The organism is Pseudoalteromonas sp. M58, assembly GCF_042604605.1.
GTDB lineage: Bacteria > Pseudomonadota > Gammaproteobacteria > Enterobacterales > Alteromonadaceae > Pseudoalteromonas > Pseudoalteromonas tetraodonis.
Genome location: NZ_CP152390.1, coordinates 722232 through 744053 on the forward strand (window position 1 = coordinate 722232; position 21822 = coordinate 744053).

Consider the following 21822-nt stretch of genomic DNA (forward strand, 5'->3'; position numbering starts at 1 on the left):
CTTATAATAATGGGTATTATAGGGCGTGGTAGTTAAGCCCTCAACATGAAAATCTAATCATTTTGCCTTGAGGGGAATCTGGTGAGTGATTTAGTTAAAAATTTTGGTGAAAAACTACGAGAAAAACGAAAAGAAGCAGGTTATTCGCAAGAAGGCTTTGCCGCCTATGTCGGTATAGAGCGCGGTAATTACGGAAAAATGGAAAGAGGTAATGTTAATATTAAACTCGAAACCTTATATAAATTAGTAAACGCATTAAATTGCGAGTTTGAAGAGATACTACCGGCAAGGAAAAAGTATAAAATTGACCTAGATTAACCAAAAACTACTTGATACTAATATATTATTAATTTTTTAATTAATTAGGGTATATTAATCACTATTACCTCAGAAATATAAATAAGCGAGTGAGTTGCTTTAAGCAAAAAAATCATCTCAAACTCATTGGCTAACAAGGACTTAATTTACATGTTCGATCAAACCTTTAAAATATCGACGACATTTTCCATAAAAATGCTGGCTGTTCTAGCGAACTAGACTACACCGAGCAATCGTCGTGGATGCTATTTTTAAAATACCTTGATGACTTAGAGTTTACAAAGTCGCAAGAAGCCGAATTGATCGCAGAAGACTACCAATACATTATCGATGAGAAATACCGCTGGAGTTCTTGGGCTGCGCCTAAAACTGCTAATGGTGAGTTTGATCACGATAACGCCTTAACCGGCAGCGACTTAATGGATTTTGTTGATGGTGAGTTATTTCCATACCTTAAAGGCTTTAAGCTTCGTGCGGAGCGCCCAGATACCATTGAATACAAAATCGGTGAGATTTTTAGCGAGATCAAAAACAAAATTCAAAGCGGTTATTCACTGCGTGATGCGCTCGAAAAAGTAGACGAACTGCGCTTTCGTTCGCAAGAAGAAAAGCATGAGCTTTCCCACCTGTACGAAGTAAAAATTCAAAGCATGGGTAACGCTGGCCGTAACGAGAGTGAATAATAAATAATGTTATCTTCAAGTTTTCTATACGAATGCCACCTAAATTTAGCAACCAAAGTGTTATCTACTTTTTAAATCCAACGAAAGATTAATACAGAGTTTAACGTGCACTATAGTTGCCATATTATTAGTAAGATCCAAATGCAAAGTGTTGAATCATACTCATCAAAGTGATTTTTTATATCACCATGATAATGATACTAAATCTACTTATGACATATCAGATAAATCGGGGCGATTTGAGTTTACACATACCAGCGATAATTACGTGCTTCTATGAGGGTTGTCTTTGGGTAAGCTAAATATAAGCATAGTGAAGCTGCTCTTTGACATCAATCATGGGATCAAAGTTAATAACAATCATAATTTGAAGTAGCTTAATAAGTATAGAAGCCACCTGATATGCAGCTATGAGCAGACGGCCACTCTAGCGCGTTTTTGGACATAAATGAGTTAGAGCCGAAGGACGGCTCTGTGCCATAAGCCGACCTTGAGACACATAAAGATTAAGACTGCAAAGATACGAAAGCGGAAGTTAGCTTTGGCCTGTTTAACGACAAATATTCCGACAAAGCAGTCATGACTATTAGTTTATTGTTAAATCTAATCTTTCTTTTCGTTCATCTACTCAATAACCCCACGCTAAACGTGACTTTAGCGTGGGGTTAGAGTTCACAGTCATTTTATCTGGATAGCTCTTTTATTTTTTTCTCTGAAAACCAGCGATATAAAACAGGTAAAACAAATAATGTTAACAGTGTTGCAGTTACCAAGCCGCCAACAATAACACTCGCTAAGGGGCGCTGTATTTCTGCACCAACACCATTAGACATTAACATCGGTATCAAACCTAAAGCTGATGTTATAGCAGTCATAAGTACAGGTCTTAATCTTGAAGTAGCGCCTTCAAAAACGGCTTTAGATGCTTCTAGACCGTCTTTAATACGTTGGTTGATACTTTCTACCATAACGACCCCATTCAATACCGCTACACCAAATAAGGTAATAAAGCCAACGGAGCTTGGTACAGACAAGTATTGTCCAGATAAATATAAGGAGAAAACTCCGCCAATTACAGCAAGCGGCACGTTGACCAATATCAGCATAGCTTGACCAACAGAACCAAAGGCAAAGTAAAGTAGTAGTGCGATTAGTGCTAACGATAAAGGTACAACTATAGCTAACCTATTTTGAGCACGTTTTTGACTTTCGAACTGGCCGCCAATCGAAACAGAATAACCTGAAGGTAAGTCAACCTTTTCAGCAATTACCGTTCTGATATCGGCAACCACGCTTCCCATATCTCGATTTTGTACATTTGCTTGGATAACGACTCTTCGTTGTACATCATCGCGTCTAACTTGTGGTGGGCCTGACTCAAATGAGACTGAGGCTACGTCACCCAGTCGCACCCAAGCACCAGTAGGTGATTGAAGCCGAATATCAGCAATAGCTTCTTTGTTACTTCGGTACTCTTCCTCTATGCGAACGTAAATATCATAACGTTCATTACCATTGATTATTTGTCCGGCTTCAACACCACCAATACCATCACGCACAACCTCCATTATGTCACTCACAGACAATCCAAAGCGCGATAGTTCTTGCCTGTTAGGACTTATCACCAATTGCGCTTCACCAGCAATTTGCTCCAATGCAACATCCCTTGCACCTTCAATGTTTTTAATTGCTGTTTCTATTTCTTGACCTTTAGCCGCCAGTACCTCAAGTTCAGGCCCAAACAACTTTATCGCCAACTGAGCCTTAACACCAGATAGTAGCTCATCGACACGAGTCGCAATAGGTTGAGAAAAGTTGAGTAGCAACCCAGGGAATTCTTCTAAAGATCTCTCCATTTTTCCTTGAAGTTCATATCGATTAGATGCACTGGTCCACTCAGAAACAGGCTTCAACCCTATGTAAATTTCGATGTTATTCACAGGCTCTGGGTCTCCACCTATTTCTGCTCGACCAATTCGGCTTAATGCATAGGTTACTTCAGGGAAAGCCATTAGTTTTTCTTCTAGAATTGGTGCCACAGTGAGCGCGGTATCTAAACTGGAAGAAGGTGCAAGCGTTGCTCTTAAGTTTATCGTCCCTTCTTCTAACTCAGGTACAAATTCAGTACCAATTAATGGAACTAATGCAAAGGCAGAGAAAACTAATATAAGTGCGGCTGAAATGACTAATTTGGTGCGTTTTAGTGCGAATGTAAGCCCTTTTCTGTAGAGTTTGTCTAATGGCCTAAGAACAAAGCTTTCCCTCTCTTTTACACCTGACTTAAATAAATAAGTAGCTAAAGCGGGTACAACAAACAACGCAACCACAATAGCAGATATAACAGCTAAAATGATGCTTATTGCCATAGGTTGAAATAACTTTGCCTCAACACCTTCAAAGCTAAATAAAGGCGTAAATACGACTAAAATAATAGAAGCTGCAAAAAATACGGGACGAGCCACTTCTTTACCCGCATTTTGAAGACGTAACTTAATACCATGCTCATCTTGTTCTACATCATGTGGATCAGTATCAGCACTAGGCACTCTTTCTTTTACAGTTTTTAAATGGGTAGAGTCTGGTCTATTTAAATGCTTAAACATGTTTTCAACCATCACGACTGAACCATCAACTAGCATACCAATGGCTACGGCAATGCCACCCAATGACATAAGGTTTGCAGAAATGCCCCACCAAGCCATGATCATTAACGCGATACCAATTGAAATTGGAATAGATATTAGGACAAGGAAGGTTGCACGTATATTCATTAAAAATAGTGCTAATACAATACAGATGAAAATAAATGCTAGTAATAGTGCATCAACTACTGTATCAACGGCTTTTTCAATCAAATCAGCCTGATCATAAAATGGTTCAAAGCGAACACCTTTAGGCAATGCTTGATTAATTAATGGGATTCTTGCATTGATACCATCAATGGTGGCTTTAGTATTAGACCCCATGCGTTTTAAGACAATGCCAGAGACAACTTCACCTAAATTTTCGACTTTACCGTCTTCGGTTTTGCGCGTCATTGTGACAGCACCTTGACGAATTTCACTGCCCATTTCAACTTTAGCAATATCCGAAACCGTCACAACTGTCCCATCAACTGTTTTGACGGGAACTTGTTTGATATTACTAATACCAGCGTCACCACTTTCAAACCAACCTGCACCTCTAATAACAAGCTGCTCTTGCCCACGGTTCATATACCATCCGCCAACATTGGCATTGTTGTTATCTAGGGCACCAACAACGTCTTCTTGCGTTAGGTTATAAGAAAGAAGCTTAGATGGATCTACATTTACTTGGTACTGCCTAACAATACCTCCAAAGGAGAGTACATCAGTAACACCATCGACAGGCATAACGAGTAATTTTACTACCCAATCATTGAGACTCCTGAGTGCCATAGCATCATAGCCTGCATCTTTATCTGAAATAAGAAGGTACTGAAATACTTGGCCTAGCCCTGAGGTGTTTGGCCCCATTTCGGGTGTGCCGACACCTTCTGGTATCAGTTCTTTTGCGGCTTGAAGACGCTCAAATACGAGTTGTCTTGCAAAGTAAATGTCGGTGCCTTCTTTGAAAACAACCGTGACGCCAGACAAGCCTGTTTTAGAAATTGAGCGCACTTGTTCTACATCAGGTAAGGCATACATGACCGCTTCAATGGGGTACGTAATGAGTTGTTCAACTTCTTCAGCAGCTAGTCCTGGCGCTTCAGTATTTACAGCAACTTGAACATTAGTAACATCAGGAAAGGCATCTAAATTTAGTTTTGGTATAACCATAATTGCGCCGACAATTGTGGCAAACAGCGCAATCAAAATCAGGAGTCTATTATTAACAGACCAATCTATTATTTTATTAAACATAGTCTTACTCCTTAGTGGTTATGCGGATCAAATCCGCCTTTAGCGATTTCAGAAGCAACAAAAAATGCGCCTTTGGTTACAATTCGCGTCCCACTATCAAGGCCAATGATTTCCCTAAAATCACCTAAGGCTCGGCCTAGTTCTACTTCTACAGCTTTAAATTCTCCAGGGTGGTCTTCGACAAATACGGTCCAATCACCATCTGCGCTGCGGATCAATGCTTCTTCTGGCACAGCCATCACTTTCTGCTTTGTGGCAAACTGAAAGTAAACTTTTACAAACATGCCTGAATGAAGATTATCATCCGAATTATCTACTCCTAACCTAATAATTCGAGTACGAGTAATAGGGTCAATTGTATGGGCTTCTTGGATAACTTTGGCATTGTAACTCTGGCCTTCTAATTTAAGTACCGCAGGAGAATCAATTGATAAATTCAGCTTTTTATTTGGAGAAACTTTTGCTTCAACCCATAGTTGTTTTTCATCTGCTAACAACATGACTGAATCCCCAGCATCAACACGTTGCCCTTGGATAAAGTCGTCTTGAAGCACGACACCTTCACGGTGCGCCGTTAATGCATATTGTCCAAATGCTTTAATGTCTTTGTTAGAAATACCATTTATTGCTTTTTCAGTTAACCCTAAAGCAATGAGCTTGCCATAGCTCGCATTGTATGTTGTTTCAGCTTGTAATAATCGACTTTCACTCACCGTCTTATTACCCAGCTTTTTTACACGTTGCCATTCGGTTGAAGCGATTAAATAGTCAGCTTGTGCTTGTGCCATTGCTTCACTAAATAATGTAACTAACTTCTGACCTATTTCTACATACTCGCCAAGCGCTGCATGGCGACTGATAATGACTGACTCTGTACGTGGTGATACCACATAACTTTTATAGCCATTAGCTTTTATTTCGCCAGGTGCATATACGGAGCTAAATTGATATTCAGGCTTAACACTTTCCACTTTAATGTTAGCAAGCGACATCTTCTTTGGATCAATAGTGATACCTTCTTCATGTTCTTCTTCTCCCTCTCTATTACCACCTTCATGGCCGTGCTCGTCATGGTCACCTTTATCTTCTTCATGTCCCTTTTCGTGTTCATGCTCATCTTGATGTTCTTTTTCTTCTTGTTTCGAAACGTTTGTGACAGAACCAGTTCCATCTGACGACTGTGCAAAAGCGTCATGATTTGTAGTAAACCCAACTAACAGGCTGCTAATTACTACGGCTAATAATTTTTTACTAAATATTGTATTCATTTTTTTAACCTATATTTTTGATAAATTTAAGATTTCGTTTTTCGCTACTGAAAAAATAAAGCGTTCAAATCTCAAATTTTGATAACTGACCCATACTTAAAACGAAGGATATTTCTGCAAGCTTGAATTGATTTTCCAAACGTATTCCTGCATGAAGCCCTTCCGCGCGTTGATTTAATGCAAGTAGGTAGTCAGACGTATTAATGTCACCAGCTTCCCAGCGCTTATTTAATAAATTCGCACTGCTATCTAATCTGCCTTGTGTGAGTTTTCGCCATTGCTCATAGTATTTTTTACTGATATTAAGCGATTCATATTTAGCTTTTGCTTCAAAAGACTGCTTTCGATATACCGATCGAAAGTTAGCTTCTGCTGCAATGGCTTCTGAATAAGCGGCTTTAACCGTATCTGAATAGTTATTCCTGATGTTTAAAGGAATTGATAAAGTCACACCAACCAAGTCTTCATCTCCACTTTTCCCTGCGCTAACGCCAATGGTTGGATTAGCTTTAGATTCCATAGTGGTTAGCTGAGCCTTAGATTGTTTTATCTTCCATTGCGCTCTAGCGAGTTTAACTTTTGGATGATCCTCAACCCACTGGGAGTTAAATGAATAGCTTGTTGCCCCAAAAGTAAATGAAAACAAATTTGTAGTATTAGGCGTCCAATCAGGCAATAACTCCTGAACCTTTACCTCTGCATTTTTCAATACTATTTGCGACTCAGATATTTCACTGAAAATTTGGGACAAGTTTAAATAGACCAATTCAGCGTCAAGTGGCTCTAAAAGTCCGGCTTTTCGCTTATCTTCAACAATGCCAAAGAGCGTTTGCAATTGCTCTTCTCTTTCTGAAAGTAACTGAGCAGCTTCTTTTGCTGCTTGCCAATTAACTAATGCAGTTAAAGCGTTAGCCTTTTTAGAATCGAGTAAAGATAACAATTGTTGCTGGTTTACATAGACATCAATTTCACCAATGCTTTTATTTGCTGATTGCTTATCCCAGAAATCAATTGTTTGGCTGATACCAATGGAGTAATTATCAAAATCACCTTCTTTTTCATAACTAGCTTCTAGCTCTGGGTTATAAACGGCTTGAGTTAAACCTTTGGCTCTATGACTACTTGCATTAAGTAACTCTTTAGCCGCAACAACTTCGGGATCTTTATTTATTTGACTATCTAGCCATGAAATACTTTTCTGTTTGGCATAAGTGGCAACTGAAAAACTCACAGCCATACATAAAGACAGGACTAAACCTACATTTTTTAAATATATATACATAAAAATTCTTAATTTTAAAATTAATAAACACGAAACCTTTATCCATTATTAAAGGATAAATAGGTCATTAAAAATTAATCTAATTAAGAAATAGGCGGACGAAGTATCGCTTCAAGAAAGGTACTTGTTTGATCAATTTGATAAGGAGTTTTATTGATAATGTTTAGTTTGCCCGTGGTATTTGAATTACTGACTAAAATCCAAGATAAGTGGCTGCCACTGCAATGACCGCAGTGATGACAATCTTTTTCATTATGCTGCTCATCACCTACATTATCATTTGAGACATTTCGATCATCTGCATGATCATGTTGAGTTTGAAGGTGCTCTATATCTATTTGGTGATTCTCAGATGTTGAGGATGCTACAGCAGTTAACGATTGTAAAACAATCGAAATAACCAAGAGCATTTTTAGTACAACATTAAGGTTCAAAGTTATCACCAGTTAAATATAGTATTTAAAATACTAGCAGAAACTATTTTCTTAAACTAGCTTTTCAATTCAGTTTCCACGCTTTTACATTAAATAATTTTTTATTTGACTCTATAGCCACTATAGATTTTATACTTATTTTAATATTATTACGGAATGTTAAATATGTCAGAAAAATGTAGTGGTCAGTGTCAATCATCTCCTACCAACGAAGACGTAAAAATTGATACACAATTAGATAACTATAGTGGCGCGTTTGTCAGTACATATAAAGTGCCTCAAATGGACTGTCCTTCAGAAGAGAGATTGATCAGATTAGCACTTGACTCAATTGAGCCTTCAGTTGGGTTGCAATTTGATATTCCTAGCCGTTTAGTCAAGGTTTTTCATGATGAAAATTTAGATGAGATAACAAAAAAATTACAACAACTCAATCTCGGTGCAGAGTTGGCATCAACTAAAGAAAGTTGCAGCACCGAAGCTGCAAAAGCAAAAGATCTAGCCCAAAAAAATGAGATGAAAGAAGCATCAACCCTAAAATGGTTGTTAGCCATTAATGGAGTCATGTTTTTTATAGAAGTAATTGCTGGGTTGATTGCACAGTCTGCTGGCCTAATTGCAGACTCATTAGATATGTTTGCTGATGCTGCTGTGTATGGTTTAGCTATTTATGCCGTAGGTAAAAGTATTAGCATGAAACTTAGAGCAGCACATATATCTGGTGTGCTTCAAGTTATTCTAGCGCTAGGTGCTTTGAGCGAAGTCGTAAGACGCTTTGTTTACGGTAGTGAACCGATCTCTTCTTTAATGATGATATTTGGTGGAATAGCACTAATCGCTAACGTTGCTTGTCTGTTTTTGATATTTGGCAACAAAGAAGACGGCGCTCATATGAAAGCGAGTTGGATTTTTTCCGCAAATGACGTTATCGCAAACGTTGGTGTAATTTTAGCTGGCTTATTAGTTACAGCAACAAGCAGTCGTTATCCAGATTTAGTGATTGGTTTGATAATTGCTCTTGTCGTTTTAAACGGTGCTCGCCGCATCTTACAGCTAAAGTATTAAGCAGAGAAATGAAAATAATGCACTCATCGTATATCAAATCAAATATATCATACGTGATAATGATTTTAATCGCGGTGCAGTCTGTGTTTTTTTCGCTAGAAGAGCTTGAAATAAACTTAAGTGAAAGTTCTTTTAGTTCATCACTAACTAAGTCTATTACCCCGCTAAAAGCTCCAGAAGACTCCAATATGCTTGAGGTGAATAATAGCAACTCTTCAATTGATAATTGTAATTTTTGTTGCTGTTGTCACTTATTTTTAAATGCTGATTCTTCCTGTAACATTTTCCAAGCAATAGAATATTTCCTTACCTACGCCTTAGTTTCTCCTGAGCTAAAAGGCTATATCTCGGTGCCATTCCGCCCACCTAAATACGCCTAAATTTTATAGAAAATTATGAAAGGTCAAATGTTAATGACCGAAAAAAACATATAAATTTATAGGAAAGTATACATGGCACTTAATACCTGTGTGCATCGCAAGATAGCAATTTTGAGGTGTGTAACACCTCGGCTTAAATATATCGCGTTTCTCGCGTTGTCACTTTTTACATTTAATGTTTATGCCTTTGAAAAGCAGTTAAATCTTCAAGAGGCAATTCAGTGGACGCTTAAACAAAATCCTGAACTCAAAATATTTGATTTCAAACAAACCGCATTAACAGGACAAGAACAAACAGCAAGTTTAAATCCTGCTTATGAACTAGAAGTTGAAGCTGAGAACTTTGCAGGCTCAGGTGAATTTAATGCATTCGACAGTGCTGAATTAACAGTCGCTCTATCTTCGGTTATCGAAATGGGAGATAAACGCTCAGCGCGGATTGGACTTGTTTCAAAATCAAGAGCACTACTCAATGCTGAGAAAGAAGTCTCTGCGCTTAATTTAATGGCTCAAGTCACTGAGAAGTACGTGGAAGTACTTGCAGCCCAACAAAGAGTTATATTGGCAGAAAATGCTTTGAGCTTAGCACAAGAAACGTTAAAGATTGTATCTCAGCGTAACCGCGCAGGTGCTACTCCTGAGGCTGAAGTGAAACGCTCAAAAGCAGTTATTGCTCAGGCTAACCTCACCCTTCAATCTGAACAAAAGCGCTTGGAATATTTGAAGCTCTCATTAGCAGCCTACTGGGGGGAAAACTCTGTAACCTTCTCTGAAGTACAAGGGGATCTTTTTCAGTTTGGCAATGATAGTGACTTTAACAGCCTTTTTGCGAAGTTAGAGAAAAACCCTGCTATTCAAGTTTATGCAAGTGAGCAGCGACTAAAAGAGGCCGAATTACAGTTGGCTAAAACAGAGTCAACGGCCAATATCAAATGGTCTGTTGGTGTTAGGCGCTCTCAAGAAGCCAATGATACGGCACTGGTCGCTGGCTTTAGCTTACCTTTGTTTGCTGAAAAGCGAAATTCTGGTGCAATCGCTAGTGCGCTAGCAGAGCGTGACCAAGTTGCCATAGAGAAAGAGGCGACTAAGTTGAGGTTTAGAAATCACTTACTACGAGCATACTCCAATAGAAAACAAGCCATATTAACAGCTAATTCATTAAAGCAGTCGGTTATCCCAATGCTTGAAGATGCACTGGAAGATACTCAAGACGCCTATCAAAAAGGTCGATATGGATATCTTGATTATGTATCGGCTAGACAAGAGCTGTTAAATGCTCGACGAACCCTCATTGATGCGGCATCTGCTGCCCTAATTTATGGCGCAGAGATAGAAAAACTAACAAACGAAGCGCTGTCACTCTAAATAAACATCACTTTAAGTTTAATAACAATTTATTGATTCAGTTATTAACTGAATCGTTTAGGAATTCAAAATGAAAAACTATTTACTCGCACTATTGATTTTTATTGGGTATCTATCACCCATTCAAAGTGTTATCGCTAGTGAAGATGAACATGAAGGCGAAGAAGGCATTAGCAAAATAAACAATAACATGGCAAAAAGGCTTGGTGTTGAAACAGCCTATTTAGCTTCAAAAACGTTGAACCAAACTATCCCTGTATACGGCGCTACGACGATAGGCGCTGAACAATTATTTCAAGTTGGCGCTAGATATAACGGCGTTATAAAGACAATTAACTCCACTGTTGGTGATAAGGTAAAAAAAGGCGATCTATTAGCCGTTATTGAATCTAATGAGAGCTTAAATACCTATAAAATAACATCCCCTGTTTCTGGGACTGTTTTACAGCGAAATGGAAATATTGGCGGTATCACGCAAAACACTAGCTTGTTTGAAATCGTCAATTTTGACACCTTGTGGGCTGAATTTAAGGTGTTTACCAGCCAATATAATCAAATCAAAGTCGGTCAACCTGTTGATATTGAGCATGGTGAACAGGCATTCAACTCAACCATCACCAATATAATTCCAGCTAAAGATCAGTCTTATGTTTTAGCACGTGTACGTTTAAACAACACTGAGTTAAAGCTAACGTCAGGTCAATTATTAAAAGGCAACGTCAAAATAAATCAATTCAAGGTGGATTTAGCCGTTGAGAAAGTTGCTATCCAAGAACTGGGAGGACAATTTGGTGTCTTTGTAAAAGAAGATGAAGAGTACGAGTTTGCGCCACTTGTGCTCGGACGTTCAGACAAAAACTATATCGAGGTCATTGATGGCCTCAGTAAAGACGCTGAATATGTAAACAAAAACAGTTATCTGATAAAAGCGGATATTTTGAAATCTGAAGTAGAAGACGACGATTAGGAGACGCAATATGATTGAATCAATTTTGCGTCTTGCAATAAATAGACGCTATTTAGTATTAAGTCTGCTGATGGTAATCATCGGCGTTGGCATGTGGAGTTATCAAAAACTTCCCATTGATGCTGTTCCAGATATAACAAACGTGCAGGTACAAATAAACACTTCTGCCCCCGGTTATTCACCTTTGGAAGCGGAACAAAGGGTGACCTTTCCTGTAGAAACCGCCTTAGCCGGATTGCCAAAGCTGTCTCACACCCGCTCCCTGTCAAGATATGGATTATCTCAAGTAACCGTTATCTTTGAAGAGGGAACCGATATTTATTTTGCTCGCAACTTAATCAATGCAAGATTAGCTGCGATAAAAGGCGTTATTCCCTCTGGCTTAGAGCCAGAAATGGGTCCTATTTCGACAGGGCTTGGCGAAATATTTATGTATACCGTACAAGCTTCTCCTGACGCTAAAATGCCTAATGGAGAGCCTTATACCGCTATTGCCTTAAGAGAAATACAAGACTGGATCATTAAACCGCAATTGGCTCAAGTTAAAGGCGTCATTGAGGTCAACAGTATCGGCGGCTACAACAAGCAATATCACATAACGCCTAAACCCGAAAAATTACTTTTTCATCAGGTAACCTTTGAAGAAATATCTGATGCATTACGTAAAAACAATGACAACCGTGGCGCAGGTTATATCGAACAAAACGGACAGCAAGTTTTAGTACGCTCCATTGGGCAACTTGCGACAATGGATGAAATCCTCAATGTCATCATCAAAAAGAACGATGGTATTCCTGTAAAAATAAGTGATGTTGCCAATGTTGCTATAGGCAAAGAACTTAGAACAGGGGCTGCTACTCGTAATGGCATTGAGACAGTGCTTGGTACAACCATGATGCTGATTGGTGAGAATTCTCGCACCGTTGCTTTAGAAGTGGAACATAAGCTCAGCGAAATACAAAAATCTCTGCCAAAGGGCATTACCGCAGAGCCTGTTTACGACAGAACAACGTTAGTAGATAAAGCGATTGCAACCGTTACCAAAAACCTCGTTGAAGGTGCGCTTTTAGTTATTGTTGTGTTATTTATTCTACTTGGAAATTTACGTGCAGCTCTCATTACCGCTGCTGTTATCCCTATTTCCATGTTAATGACAATCACAGGTATGGCGCAAGCAGGAGTATCTGCCAATTTAATGAGTCTCGGCGCATTGGACTTTGGCTTGATAGTGGACGGGGCTGTCATCATCGTTGAAAACTCTGTCCGTAGGTTAGCACAGGCCCAACACAACGGTCATAGGCAAGACTTAAGAGAACGCCTAAATACCGTTTTTGAAGCCACTTCAGAAGTGATACGTCCAAGCTTGTTTGGTGTGGCAATTATCACTGTTGTTTACATCCCCATTTTCACGCTAACTGGCGTTGAAGGGAAAATGTTCCACCCTATGGCGGCAACTGTCGTTATGGCGTTAATTTCCGCAATGATCCTTTCAGTTACACTGGTTCCTGCTGCTGTAGCTGTGTTTATGAAAGGTAAAATCAGCGAAAAAGAAAGTGTAGTTATTCGTTCAACCAAGTCTATTTATGAACCATTGTTAAAAATGGCGTTGAAATTTCGTTGGGTTATTGTTTCATTCTCAACGCTGTTAATGGGGTATAGCCTTTGGTTAGCAACAACGCTGGGTAGTGAATTTGTTCCACAGCTAAATGAAGGGGATATAACAGTCCAAGCGCTAAGAATACCTTCTACCGGCCTAGAGCAATCAGTAGAAATGCAAGAAGTACTTGAGCAACGTATTAAAGCGTTTCCTGAAGTTGATAAAGTATTCTCGCGCATCGGCACATCAGAAGTAGCAACTGATCCAATGCCACCGAGTATTGCTGATATCTTTGTTATTTTAAAACCACGTAAAGAATGGGCCGAACCTTCAAAGCCAAAGAGTGAATTAGTTGAAGAAATGGAAGAAGTACTGAAAAACATTCCGGGCAACAACTATGAATTCACTCAGCCTATTCAAATGCGTTTCAATGAATTGATTTCTGGCGTTAGAGCTGATGTCGGCATCAAAATATTTGGTGATGACTTAGATCGATTATTACTTACCGCAAAAGATATTCTAAATATTGTGAAAACCGTGGACGGTGCTGCTGATGCCCGAATGGAACAGGTCACAGGTGTTCCATCTTTATCAGTAATTCCTAAACGAGAAGCGCTTGGTCGATACGGTTTGAGCGTTTCAGAACTGCAAGACTGGGTTGCTACTGCAATTGGTGGAGAATCTGCGGGGATCATTTATGAAGGAGACAGACGATTTGAGTTAGTTGTTCGCCTACCAGAGCAAACAAGAACAGATATCAATGGCTTGAAGCACCTGCCGCTTCCACTTGAGGGTGGTAACTATGTGCCACTTGAAGAAGTTGCAGAGCTTAAATCAGAGTCTTTACCTGCTCAAATTAGCCGTGAGAACGGAAAAAGAAGAGTTGTGGTTACCGTCAATGTTCGTGGCAGAGATTTAGGCGGCTTTGTAAAAGAAGTGAAAGCTAAAATTAATCAGGAAGGAGAAATCCCAGCAGGATACTGGCTTGATTATGGTGGAACGTTTGAACAACTAGAGTCAGCGAGTAAAAGATTAAGCTTAGTTGTGCCGATCACATTAGTTGTAATCTTAGGTATTTTGGTTATCGCATTTGGTTCATTAAAAGATGCATTGATCATTTTCAGTGGTGTACCGTTAGCATTAACTGGGGGCGTAATTTCTCTTTATTTAAGAGACATGCCTTTATCTATTTCGGCAGGTGTCGGCTTCATAGCATTGTCAGGTGTTGCCGTATTAAATGGCTTGGTTATGTTGGCTTTTATTCGAGATCTTTGGCATGAAAAAGGCGACCTATACGTAGCGATCATTGAAGGTGCCATCATTCGTTTAAGACCTATTTTAATGACGGCACTGGTCGCAAGTTTAGGTTTTATTCCAATGGCGTTAAACACTGGAATTGGTGCAGAAGTACAACGACCACTAGCAACAGTTGTTATCGGCGGTATTGTGTCTTCTACCATTTTAACTTTGTTTGTATTGCCTGTTTTATATCAATGGGCGCATGGCGCTGAGAGTAACAAACAGTAATCTGACGAAATTTAAAAGCAAAAAAGCAAAAAAGCAGCTTAATTACTAAGTTATGCCTAATTAAGCTGCTTTTTATATTGTATGCCCAACATTTTATTGATAAAACTTACTCTGCTTCATCCCTACAATTTTCATTTAAAAACTCAAACTCTATCGTCGTATGCGATAAATGATAGGAAGATAATTTAGCTGCAACCTCTTGTTTAAGCTTAATTAATTCTTTAACGTCAAAGTTGTCACTCAGCTCAAGGTGCGCTGTTAAAACGTGACTTTCACCATCCAGTGACCAAAAATGCATATGGTGTATACCATTTACTTCAGGAAATTCAATTAATGACTGCTTAATACGCTCTTGGGTCTCTTTATCGGGTGCAGCTTGAAGAAAAAGCACCAATGTTGATTTAAGATTTTTGAAAACGTTAAATAAGATAAACAGCGTAAACCCTATTGATAATAGAGGATCTAATATCGGCAGTTCAACGAACAACAATACAATAGAGACTATAAGAACGGCAACCCAACCGAGTACATCTTCAAGTAGGTGCCATGTCAGCACTTTTTCATTTAGTGTTTCACCCGCTTTTAATTTGAATACCGCATATCCGTTAACGGCAACGCCGAGTATCGCTAGCCCTAACATCCCCTCAACTACAGGCATTTCAGGATTGGACAGCTTAGGTATTGCTTCAAATAAAACCCAAATAGAGCCGATAATCAAAACAATACTATTTACCAATGCACCAAAAAGTGTAAGTCGGCGATAACCATAGCTGAATTTGTCTGATGCTTCTTTATCTGAAAAACGACTTAAAATCCACGCAAAACCTATTGAAAGACTATCACCAAGATCGTGAACGGCATCCGCCATTATCGCCGTACTGTTTGTGAGCCAACCACCTATAAATTCGATAATGGTAAATATCACATTAAGGAAAAATGCCCAACCAATCCGGTCGTCTTTACCATGCTGATGACTGTGACTATGGTTGTGCATTTTGTACCTCCAGTACTTTTTTATTTCTTATTTTTGATACATTCATATTAATCAAATGTCGGATCACTCGTTGATACAACCAACGTTTTACACCTGATAGATTAGTACCTTTTTCGAGATAGAACTTATCTGGTGAATCATAAAGCCCAAAGTCGTCATGAATACCTTCTTTTTGAATATAGGTATCCTCTCCACGCCAATCTGTATCTGGTGATGAAAAGCACTTTGTTGCAACACCATAACCACAAAACTCATCTTTTGCTTGGCTAAATTTCTGCTGTAGTGAGCTTAAGTATTGCTCATCCAATATAAAGCCCTCTAAGTTTATCCAACGCCCTTCAAAGTAAACTTCTACCCAACTATGAATGATGTATTTAGGTGCTAACCAAAATACATAGCTTGGGATAGCACCTTTTTGTAGTTGCTGATCAATGGTAAAACCTTGGAAACGACACTGGATACCTAGTCCACGCAATAGTGCCATTAACAGATTACCCTTAGTATTACATTGTCCATAACCATCTGCTAGCACATCGCTTGCTGAAATATCATCACTCTTGTTATAGCCAAACATTATTTCATCTTTTACAAACTGATAAGCGGCACCAATTTTGTTGAAATTATCCAAATTTTTCCACCCTCGTTGATCGATCAGGGATTGGATATCTTTGTGTTCAAAATTAACGATATTCGTATTGTTTAAATATTTCTCAGTCATTTTTATATATCCCTTTCGTTGCATACCTATACTATAGATCCTATAGTAACTATAGAGTCAAATGTCTGGGGGAAATTGATGAAAATAGGCGAATTGTCAAAAAAATCGGGCTGTTCAATACAAACGATTAGATATTATGAAAGAGAAGGATTACTGTTAAATCCAAACCGTTCAGAAGGTAATTTCAGGCTGTATGATAGTAAAGCACTTAAACAATTGGAATTCGTAAAGCATTGTCGCAGCCTAGATATATCACTCAATGATATTAAACGTCTTATCGAATTAAAAAATAAGCCAGAAGAAAGCTGCTCTAGCGTTAATGCATTAATTGATCAGCAACTTGCACTAGTGAATAAACGTATGAAAGAATTAAGGGCGCTTAAAGCTGAATTACAACAGATGGCAAGTGCTTGTAGTTCAGACAATACAATTGAAGCGTGCGGCATCATCAAATCATTGGATAGCTAAACTAAATATAACTTTAGATTAGTAGTATTCACAAAGGCAATAATGAAAACCATTGGCAAATTAGCACAATCATTAAATTTAAATGTAGAAACCATTCGTTTTTATGAACGAGAAGGGCTGATTACACAACCTGAAAAACCAATATCTGGTTATAGACAATATGACGAAACAATAGCAGGACAACTTAGGTTTATCACAAAAGCCAAAGCGCTCGGCTTTACGTTAAGAGAAATAAAATCGCTAATGTCTATGGACAGCAACTGCACTCAAGTTGAGCTATTAAGCCGACAAAAGTTAGCAATCATTCGAGACAAAATTAATGACCTTCAACGTTTAGAGAAAGTAATTGTGGATATGACAAATACCTGTATGCAAAACGAAGATCCAACACATTGCCCCATAATTGATTCATTAAAATGATTGACTCCGTACTTATATACGGAGTTTAGAATGATGGTAATATCAACCAATAGACTTTCAAATGATAAATAAAATATTAGACAGAGTAGGCTCTAGTGGCGTTTGGCTAGCGGCACGGCCTGCTTCCCTGCATTAAGGTCACTTGCATCGGCATTAGGACTAGGCTTCTTCTCTCACTTCGAAGGAATAGCTGTAAATACGCTTTTACCTATTTTTGCATCTTTGGAACTATTGGTAAACTTATACAACTGGCACAAAAATAAAAACCATACCAGAGCTGTCTTCAGCATTCTAGGGCCTGTAGCAGTGCTATTAACGCTTTATCCTCTTTGGCTATATGATTGAAGCACATACCTATTTTACTTTGGTATTTGCTTAATGGTCGTTATGTCGGTTTTGGATATCGTAAAACCAGTAAGGGAGCAAACATGCAACGTATGGCTAATTGCCGTCGTTGAAACGATTAACGGTCAATGTCTGCTTTTCGCTCATAGCAGTCTGCCTGATGAAGTCTAAACTTATTCACTTAAACTGTGAGATCTGATATGAGCTAGTACAGCTGATATGCTATTTACGACAAAGTCGCTCGGTAATTAGAGCGACATAATCCCTTGGTAATCACACTAGTACATCATCATGTTTTTAAATTAAAGCTGTTGTTTACTTAACAAACATCCAAATACCGGCAGCGATCATAAACAGGTTTTCTGTTAGGGAGATAAACCCTAGTGGTACGTTACTGTCACCGCCTACACACGCACATTTTAACTCTCGTTTATCTATATAGACTGCTTTTATCACTGAAACAGCACCAACCCCACCTATGAACAATGAAATAGGGGCAATAATATAGGCTGGTAATCCGGCTATCATTCCAATGCCAACAAATGCTTCTAAAAATGGGTAAACATAGGCGTACCTGACTACTTTCATAGCGACTAAGTCATAGGTTATAAATGAATTAGTAAAGCTAAATAAGTCTTGAAGCTTTTGTATTGCTAACACTGCCATTGTTAGGGCTACAAACAGTTCAGCGGTTTGCATTGATAATAAGCTATTATTCGCTGCAAAACTAAATGCCACACTAAGCAAAAAACTAACCGAAAAAATCGCAATCACGGGCGTGTAAGTTGTACCTTCTTGCCCAGCTTTTGGCTTATCAAAGTAATCGAGTAAGTCGTCATAGCCACCTATACGTTTATTATCAATAAATGTTTGAGGTGTAGTTTCTACACTGTGTTGTTTTTTAAATTCATCTGTTTGCTCTCGAGAAGTTAATAGCTGATCATCAACTGTATATCCCTCTCGCTCTAGTAGGTCTTTTGATTTTAAACCAAACGGACAAATATGCTCATCTGTGGCCATTCTAAAAAGTTGGGCTGATTTACTCATGTTTAGCTCCCTTTTATGTATTGGTATAAAATTTTACTTAGCATTAAAATCCGGTACGGTCCTAGATTGTGCTTGCTCCTGAGTTTCTGCTAGGCCATTTTTCTCTATATCCTTTAGTAACCACTGCATTTCTTTAATCTCACGACGCTGTGCCTCAATAATATTTGTTGCAAGCTCTTGGACTCGCTTATCTTTGATTTTTGCCCTTTCACTGGTGAGTATTGCAATTGAATGATGTGGGATCATCGCCGACATCCATGAGCTATCATCAACAGTCGCTTGTGATCGAACTAAAAATAAACTTCCCGCAAATACGGTAACACTAGCAATGAGTACTGTTATATTTTTCTTTTTATCTTTATACATATTGAGCATGAAAAGTAGCATTATCACTGCCATCATGGCTCCCATATAAAGCGCCATATAAGTGCGAGTTTCACTAAAAAAAACATGACTTAGCTGATAAGTATTCAAATACATCAGTACAAACATGACTAATGTTGATGTGGCTATCATTAAGAAAAACTTTAAATACTGCGACATTAGATGGCTCCTTTCTATCATTTACTTTGTATATCATTTATACCAATGGGTAATTCTTACAGGTTATTAGGCGTAAACCCACTATATATTTAATCATTGAATCAATGTTTAATATTACATCAAGAGTTGTGCCATAAGTGTTAAAACTGCTCAGCGTATTTGCTAATATGCTTATAAGTATTTTGCTGTAAATCGTGCGTAAGCATTTCAATATTATATTTATAAAAGCGATCGCCCATTTCCATACCTGGCGTACCAGCAGGCATAGCGGGAACAGAGAGCCCTATCGTCTTTTCAGGATGTTGTTCAGCTAAAAACTGTTTTATATGTTTGGCGGGAACATGACCTTCAAATACAAATCCATCGGCTGAAACGGCTGTATGGCATGACCGCATATTTGATTTTATTTGATACTGAGATTTAATCGTCCCCATGTCATTGACGTTAATTGCTTTTGTTTGAATATTGTTTTCGCTCAAATGAGCAATCCACTTATTACAACATCCACAATTTTTACTTTTATAAACGGTAAGCTCAATTTTAGGTTTTTCTGAATTCTCATAAGTTATTAATGCTTTATGTTGTTTTTCGATACTTATCGCCGAAAATGACATAGTTAATGATAAAAATAACGCTGAGGTAATGTAGATTACTCGCATTGTTAACTCCTTAATTTGACCAATGAATATGAGTGATTTTCCAACCTGTATCGGTGTTTTTTAATGTGATTGATTCCATTCCCATAGACTTAATATCTTTTCCTTTGTACTTTCCTTGAGTTTTACTTCTTGAAATTGAGTAAGCTATGTCTCCATTTGTGTAAACTTGATGCTCTAGTAGTTCACTATTAACAGCACTTAAGAATTTCATATCCGCTATCATATGATGTTTCGCGTATTCATCTGCAGAACGCTCAACACTTCCGCCTTCAAAAATGATGACATCGTCGGCCAGTAATTTACGTGCAGCTTCGCGATTGCCTTGTTTTAGAGATGCATGAAATAGGCTGACTGTTTTTGCAGCCTCGCTATCAACATTGACAAAGGCCTTGCCTTTTTTTGAATATTTTTCATCGTCATGTGCACTAACAGTAAAAGAACTAACAGTGCTAAAAATTAGTAGCAATAAAATTTTTAAATTAAAGGATTTAATTAACATACATTTTCCTTTTTTATTAATCGTTAAATAGGCGGACCAACAAGTGTTGTAAATACACTTGTTGTAATAAGTACAAATAGGGCAATTAATATTTCAACAGTGATCGAGCGTTTTAATATACTTATATGGTGTTGTTGAGTGATTTGCGGGACTAAAAAAAGCTTATGCCATGCACCTAGTAACAGCATCGCGCTGACGAGTAACAGCTTTAATAAAATTAGTTGCCCATAATTTGATGTAAACAACGCAGAAAATGACTCTAGGTACTGCAGGAGCAGAGTTAAGCCCGAAATAAGTAGTACAAATACAATAACAATAGCGAGTTGACCAAAGTAATGCATTAACCGCTTTACTTCACTGGTAGGTAGTAAAGTGCAGCTTTTGTAAAGCGGCCACAATGACCCTAACCAGCTCGCAATGGCAATAAGGTGAAAGGTTAAAATACTTTTCACTAACCCATTTTCATTTGCACTGTGCCCAGTAAAAGTGAAGCTATAAGCGATAAACCCAAGCATGATTAGTATAACGGCACCGTTTTTATAACCTGCTACGTTATCATCTGATTCCACACTCCACATACATGCGCTAATTAGAGCAATAATAAGCGCTGGTATTCTAAACGTTGCTTGGTCACCTATGACTGATTGCCAAACAATTTCAAGCATAAAGGGGTCAAACATTCCCATAAAGCCTGATTCAGCCATTGCTCCAGCTTCTATTGGTACTTGTAAAAGTGCAGCAATACTACCTGTAACTACACACGTAATTTGCCAACGTTTTAAGAACTGATAAAAGCTAATTACCTGATGCCCTGCAACATTGCTGTTGCCACACATAAAGCGCATTAATAAAGTGCCCGCAAGCCCTGCAATTGCTATATAGCTTGCTAGTTTTAATAATAATAAGAGTACTGACCATTCACTTAATTGCATTATGTTGCTACTTAATGATTATGTTTGCTGTGGGTATTAGATTGTTCTTGCATCATCTTATGCGATTCACTTTTGTGTACCATAAATCTAAACGTGTCGGTCATTTTATGTCCATCACCACCCAGTGCTGTCCATTTAACCGTGTAAGTGCCTTGGGCTAGGCTCGGTAATGACCAATTAAAGTCTGTGCTTGGGGTGGCGCTGGGTTTGAAATCAAAGTTTATTGATTTATTTTTTTCATCTTTGATGATGACTTTTGCTAGCCTTACTTCACCACCAAAAGTTAACGAAAGTTGCTCTGGGCTTTTCATTAACATGGCTTCTTGCGCAGGTGTTGATTGCTTGAGTGATATATGCGCTGATGCGGAAAATGTAAGCACTAAACCTAAAATGGCTACTGCAGAATTAAAAAACTTCATAATTACCT

22 protein-coding genes are annotated in these 21822 nt (G+C 38.3%); 10 read left to right on the forward strand and 12 right to left on the reverse strand.

Annotation, left to right across the window (positions count from 1 at the left end):
- The first annotated feature begins 81 nt into the window (after window positions 1–81).
- Window positions 82–318, forward strand: coding sequence for a helix-turn-helix domain-containing protein (locus AAGD16_RS03350; RefSeq protein WP_028834328.1), 237 nt, complete (start codon window positions 82–84; stop codon window positions 316–318).
- A 182-nt stretch (window positions 319–500) separates the two neighbouring features.
- Window positions 501–1001 carry a type I restriction-modification system subunit M N-terminal domain-containing protein gene (locus tag AAGD16_RS03355; RefSeq protein ID WP_231485777.1) on the forward strand — a complete coding sequence of 167 codons (501 nt, stop codon included), beginning with the start codon at window positions 501–503 and terminating at the stop codon, window positions 999–1001.
- Window positions 1002–1684: 683 nt separating this feature from the next.
- Here the strand turns inward: AAGD16_RS03355 and AAGD16_RS03360 are convergent.
- From AAGD16_RS03360 to AAGD16_RS03375, 4 genes are all read right to left on the reverse strand, one after another.
- Window positions 1685–4885 (reverse strand): efflux RND transporter permease subunit, encoded by a 3201-nt coding sequence (locus AAGD16_RS03360; RefSeq protein WP_004588883.1) that lies wholly within the window; start codon window positions 4883–4885, stop codon window positions 1685–1687.
- An 11-nt stretch (window positions 4886–4896) separates the two neighbouring features.
- Complete coding sequence (locus tag AAGD16_RS03365) at window positions 4897–6153, reverse strand: efflux RND transporter periplasmic adaptor subunit (RefSeq protein ID WP_377113641.1); 1257 nt, start codon at window positions 6151–6153, stop codon at window positions 4897–4899.
- A gap of 64 nt (window positions 6154–6217) precedes the next feature.
- Window positions 6218–7435 carry a TolC family protein gene (locus AAGD16_RS03370; protein WP_377113644.1) on the reverse strand — a complete coding sequence of 406 codons (1218 nt, stop codon included), beginning with the start codon at window positions 7433–7435 and terminating at the stop codon, window positions 6218–6220.
- Window positions 7436–7518: 83 nt separating this feature from the next.
- A complete protein-coding gene (locus AAGD16_RS03375; protein WP_033021827.1) occupies window positions 7519–7845 on the reverse strand; it encodes a hypothetical protein in 327 nt (108 codons plus the stop codon).
- Between the two features lie 189 nt (window positions 7846–8034).
- On the opposite strand from AAGD16_RS03375, the gene AAGD16_RS03380 reads away from it, so the two are divergent.
- From AAGD16_RS03380 to AAGD16_RS03400, 5 genes are all read left to right on the forward strand, one after another.
- Complete coding sequence (locus tag AAGD16_RS03380) at window positions 8035–8934, forward strand: cation transporter (protein WP_208832970.1); 900 nt, start codon at window positions 8035–8037, stop codon at window positions 8932–8934.
- A gap of 8 nt (window positions 8935–8942) precedes the next feature.
- The gene (locus AAGD16_RS03385) at window positions 8943–9314 is read left to right on the forward strand and encodes a hypothetical protein (RefSeq protein WP_016899211.1); all 372 of its coding nucleotides are present in this window, start codon (window positions 8943–8945) and stop codon (window positions 9312–9314) included.
- A 72-nt stretch (window positions 9315–9386) separates the two neighbouring features.
- The gene (locus AAGD16_RS03390) at window positions 9387–10679 is read left to right on the forward strand and encodes a TolC family protein (protein WP_377113649.1); all 1293 of its coding nucleotides are present in this window, start codon (window positions 9387–9389) and stop codon (window positions 10677–10679) included.
- Window positions 10680–10749: 70 nt separating this feature from the next.
- Window positions 10750–11646, forward strand: a complete 897-nt coding sequence (locus AAGD16_RS03395) for an efflux RND transporter periplasmic adaptor subunit (protein WP_377113652.1) — start codon at window positions 10750–10752, stop codon at window positions 11644–11646.
- A gap of 10 nt (window positions 11647–11656) precedes the next feature.
- A complete protein-coding gene (locus AAGD16_RS03400; RefSeq protein WP_377113655.1) occupies window positions 11657–14770 on the forward strand; it encodes an efflux RND transporter permease subunit in 3114 nt (1037 codons plus the stop codon).
- A gap of 106 nt (window positions 14771–14876) precedes the next feature.
- Here the strand turns inward: AAGD16_RS03400 and AAGD16_RS03405 are convergent, their stop codons facing one another.
- Both AAGD16_RS03405 and AAGD16_RS03410 read right to left on the reverse strand, forming a co-directional pair.
- Window positions 14877–15764 (reverse strand): cation diffusion facilitator family transporter, encoded by an 888-nt coding sequence (locus AAGD16_RS03405; RefSeq protein WP_002962252.1) that lies wholly within the window; start codon window positions 15762–15764, stop codon window positions 14877–14879.
- Window positions 15751–16482, reverse strand: a complete 732-nt coding sequence (locus AAGD16_RS03410) for a transglutaminase family protein (protein WP_377113659.1) — start codon at window positions 16480–16482, stop codon at window positions 15751–15753. Before AAGD16_RS03410 ends, AAGD16_RS03405 begins: the two co-directional genes overlap by 14 nt.
- A 78-nt stretch (window positions 16483–16560) precedes the next feature.
- On the opposite strand from AAGD16_RS03410, the gene cadR reads away from it, so the two are divergent.
- The 3 genes from cadR to AAGD16_RS03425 all read left to right on the forward strand — a co-directional run bounded on the left by cadR (window position 16561) and on the right by AAGD16_RS03425 (window position 17715).
- On the forward strand, window positions 16561–16950 hold the full coding sequence (cadR, locus tag AAGD16_RS03415; protein ID WP_248534783.1) for a Cd(II)/Pb(II)-responsive transcriptional regulator: 390 nt from the start codon (window positions 16561–16563) through the stop codon (window positions 16948–16950).
- A 42-nt stretch (window positions 16951–16992) separates the two neighbouring features.
- Window positions 16993–17370, forward strand: a complete 378-nt coding sequence (locus AAGD16_RS03420) for a MerR family transcriptional regulator (RefSeq protein ID WP_055018870.1) — start codon at window positions 16993–16995, stop codon at window positions 17368–17370.
- Between the two features lie 102 nt (window positions 17371–17472).
- A complete protein-coding gene (locus AAGD16_RS03425; RefSeq protein ID WP_327077832.1) occupies window positions 17473–17715 on the forward strand; it encodes a MerC family mercury resistance protein in 243 nt (80 codons plus the stop codon).
- 315 nt (window positions 17716–18030) lie between these two features.
- Here the strand turns inward: AAGD16_RS03425 and AAGD16_RS03430 are convergent, their stop codons facing one another.
- The 6 genes from AAGD16_RS03430 to AAGD16_RS03455 form a co-directional block, all read right to left on the reverse strand.
- Window positions 18031–18762 (reverse strand): MauE/DoxX family redox-associated membrane protein, encoded by a 732-nt coding sequence (locus AAGD16_RS03430; RefSeq protein ID WP_024032682.1) that lies wholly within the window; start codon window positions 18760–18762, stop codon window positions 18031–18033.
- A 33-nt stretch (window positions 18763–18795) separates the two neighbouring features.
- A complete protein-coding gene (locus AAGD16_RS03435; protein ID WP_024032683.1) occupies window positions 18796–19305 on the reverse strand; it encodes a DUF305 domain-containing protein in 510 nt (169 codons plus the stop codon).
- 140 nt (window positions 19306–19445) lie between these two features.
- Window positions 19446–19964, reverse strand: a complete 519-nt coding sequence (locus AAGD16_RS03440) for a DUF411 domain-containing protein (RefSeq protein ID WP_024032684.1) — start codon at window positions 19962–19964, stop codon at window positions 19446–19448.
- A 10-nt stretch (window positions 19965–19974) separates the two neighbouring features.
- Entirely contained in the window at window positions 19975–20463 is a 489-nt protein-coding gene (locus AAGD16_RS03445) for a nuclear transport factor 2 family protein (RefSeq protein ID WP_008109928.1), read from the reverse strand.
- Window positions 20464–20486: 23 nt separating this feature from the next.
- Window positions 20487–21395, reverse strand: coding sequence for a copper resistance D family protein (locus tag AAGD16_RS03450; protein WP_008109926.1), 909 nt, complete (start codon window positions 21393–21395; stop codon window positions 20487–20489).
- A gap of 11 nt (window positions 21396–21406) precedes the next feature.
- On the reverse strand, window positions 21407–21814 hold the full coding sequence (locus AAGD16_RS03455; protein WP_008109924.1) for a copper resistance CopC family protein: 408 nt from the start codon (window positions 21812–21814) through the stop codon (window positions 21407–21409).
- Window positions 21815–21822 lie beyond the last annotated feature (8 nt).

Bases quoted from the DNA above. Each gene is read 5' to 3' on its own strand.
- AAGD16_RS03420 (WP_055018870.1), top strand. From the start codon at position 16,993: ATGAAAACCATTGGCAAATTAGCACAATCATTAAATTTAAATGTAGAA.
- AAGD16_RS03375 (WP_033021827.1), bottom strand. From the start codon at position 7,845: ATGCTCTTGGTTATTTCGATTGTTTTACAATCGTTAACTGCTGTAGCA.
- AAGD16_RS03395 (WP_377113652.1), top strand. From the start codon at position 10,750: ATGAAAAACTATTTACTCGCACTATTGATTTTTATTGGGTATCTATCA.
- AAGD16_RS03450 (WP_008109926.1), bottom strand. From the start codon at position 21,395: ATGCAATTAAGTGAATGGTCAGTACTCTTATTATTATTAAAACTAGCA.
- cadR (WP_248534783.1), top strand. From the start codon at position 16,561: ATGAAAATAGGCGAATTGTCAAAAAAATCGGGCTGTTCAATACAAACG.
- AAGD16_RS03400 (WP_377113655.1), top strand. From the start codon at position 11,657: ATGATTGAATCAATTTTGCGTCTTGCAATAAATAGACGCTATTTAGTA.
- AAGD16_RS03385 (WP_016899211.1), top strand. From the start codon at position 8,943: ATGAAAATAATGCACTCATCGTATATCAAATCAAATATATCATACGTG.
- AAGD16_RS03360 (WP_004588883.1), bottom strand. From the start codon at position 4,885: ATGTTTAATAAAATAATAGATTGGTCTGTTAATAATAGACTCCTGATT.
- AAGD16_RS03370 (WP_377113644.1), bottom strand. From the start codon at position 7,435: ATGTATATATATTTAAAAAATGTAGGTTTAGTCCTGTCTTTATGTATG.
- AAGD16_RS03455 (WP_008109924.1), bottom strand. From the start codon at position 21,814: ATGAAGTTTTTTAATTCTGCAGTAGCCATTTTAGGTTTAGTGCTTACA.
- AAGD16_RS03365 (WP_377113641.1), bottom strand. From the start codon at position 6,153: ATGAATACAATATTTAGTAAAAAATTATTAGCCGTAGTAATTAGCAGC.
- AAGD16_RS03440 (WP_024032684.1), bottom strand. From the start codon at position 19,964: ATGCGAGTAATCTACATTACCTCAGCGTTATTTTTATCATTAACTATG.
- AAGD16_RS03430 (WP_024032682.1), bottom strand. From the start codon at position 18,762: ATGAGTAAATCAGCCCAACTTTTTAGAATGGCCACAGATGAGCATATT.
- AAGD16_RS03435 (WP_024032683.1), bottom strand. From the start codon at position 19,305: ATGTCGCAGTATTTAAAGTTTTTCTTAATGATAGCCACATCAACATTA.
- AAGD16_RS03380 (WP_208832970.1), top strand. From the start codon at position 8,035: ATGTCAGAAAAATGTAGTGGTCAGTGTCAATCATCTCCTACCAACGAA.
- AAGD16_RS03410 (WP_377113659.1), bottom strand. From the start codon at position 16,482: ATGACTGAGAAATATTTAAACAATACGAATATCGTTAATTTTGAACAC.
- AAGD16_RS03445 (WP_008109928.1), bottom strand. From the start codon at position 20,463: ATGTTAATTAAATCCTTTAATTTAAAAATTTTATTGCTACTAATTTTT.
- AAGD16_RS03390 (WP_377113649.1), top strand. From the start codon at position 9,387: ATGGCACTTAATACCTGTGTGCATCGCAAGATAGCAATTTTGAGGTGT.
- AAGD16_RS03405 (WP_002962252.1), bottom strand. From the start codon at position 15,764: ATGCACAACCATAGTCACAGTCATCAGCATGGTAAAGACGACCGGATT.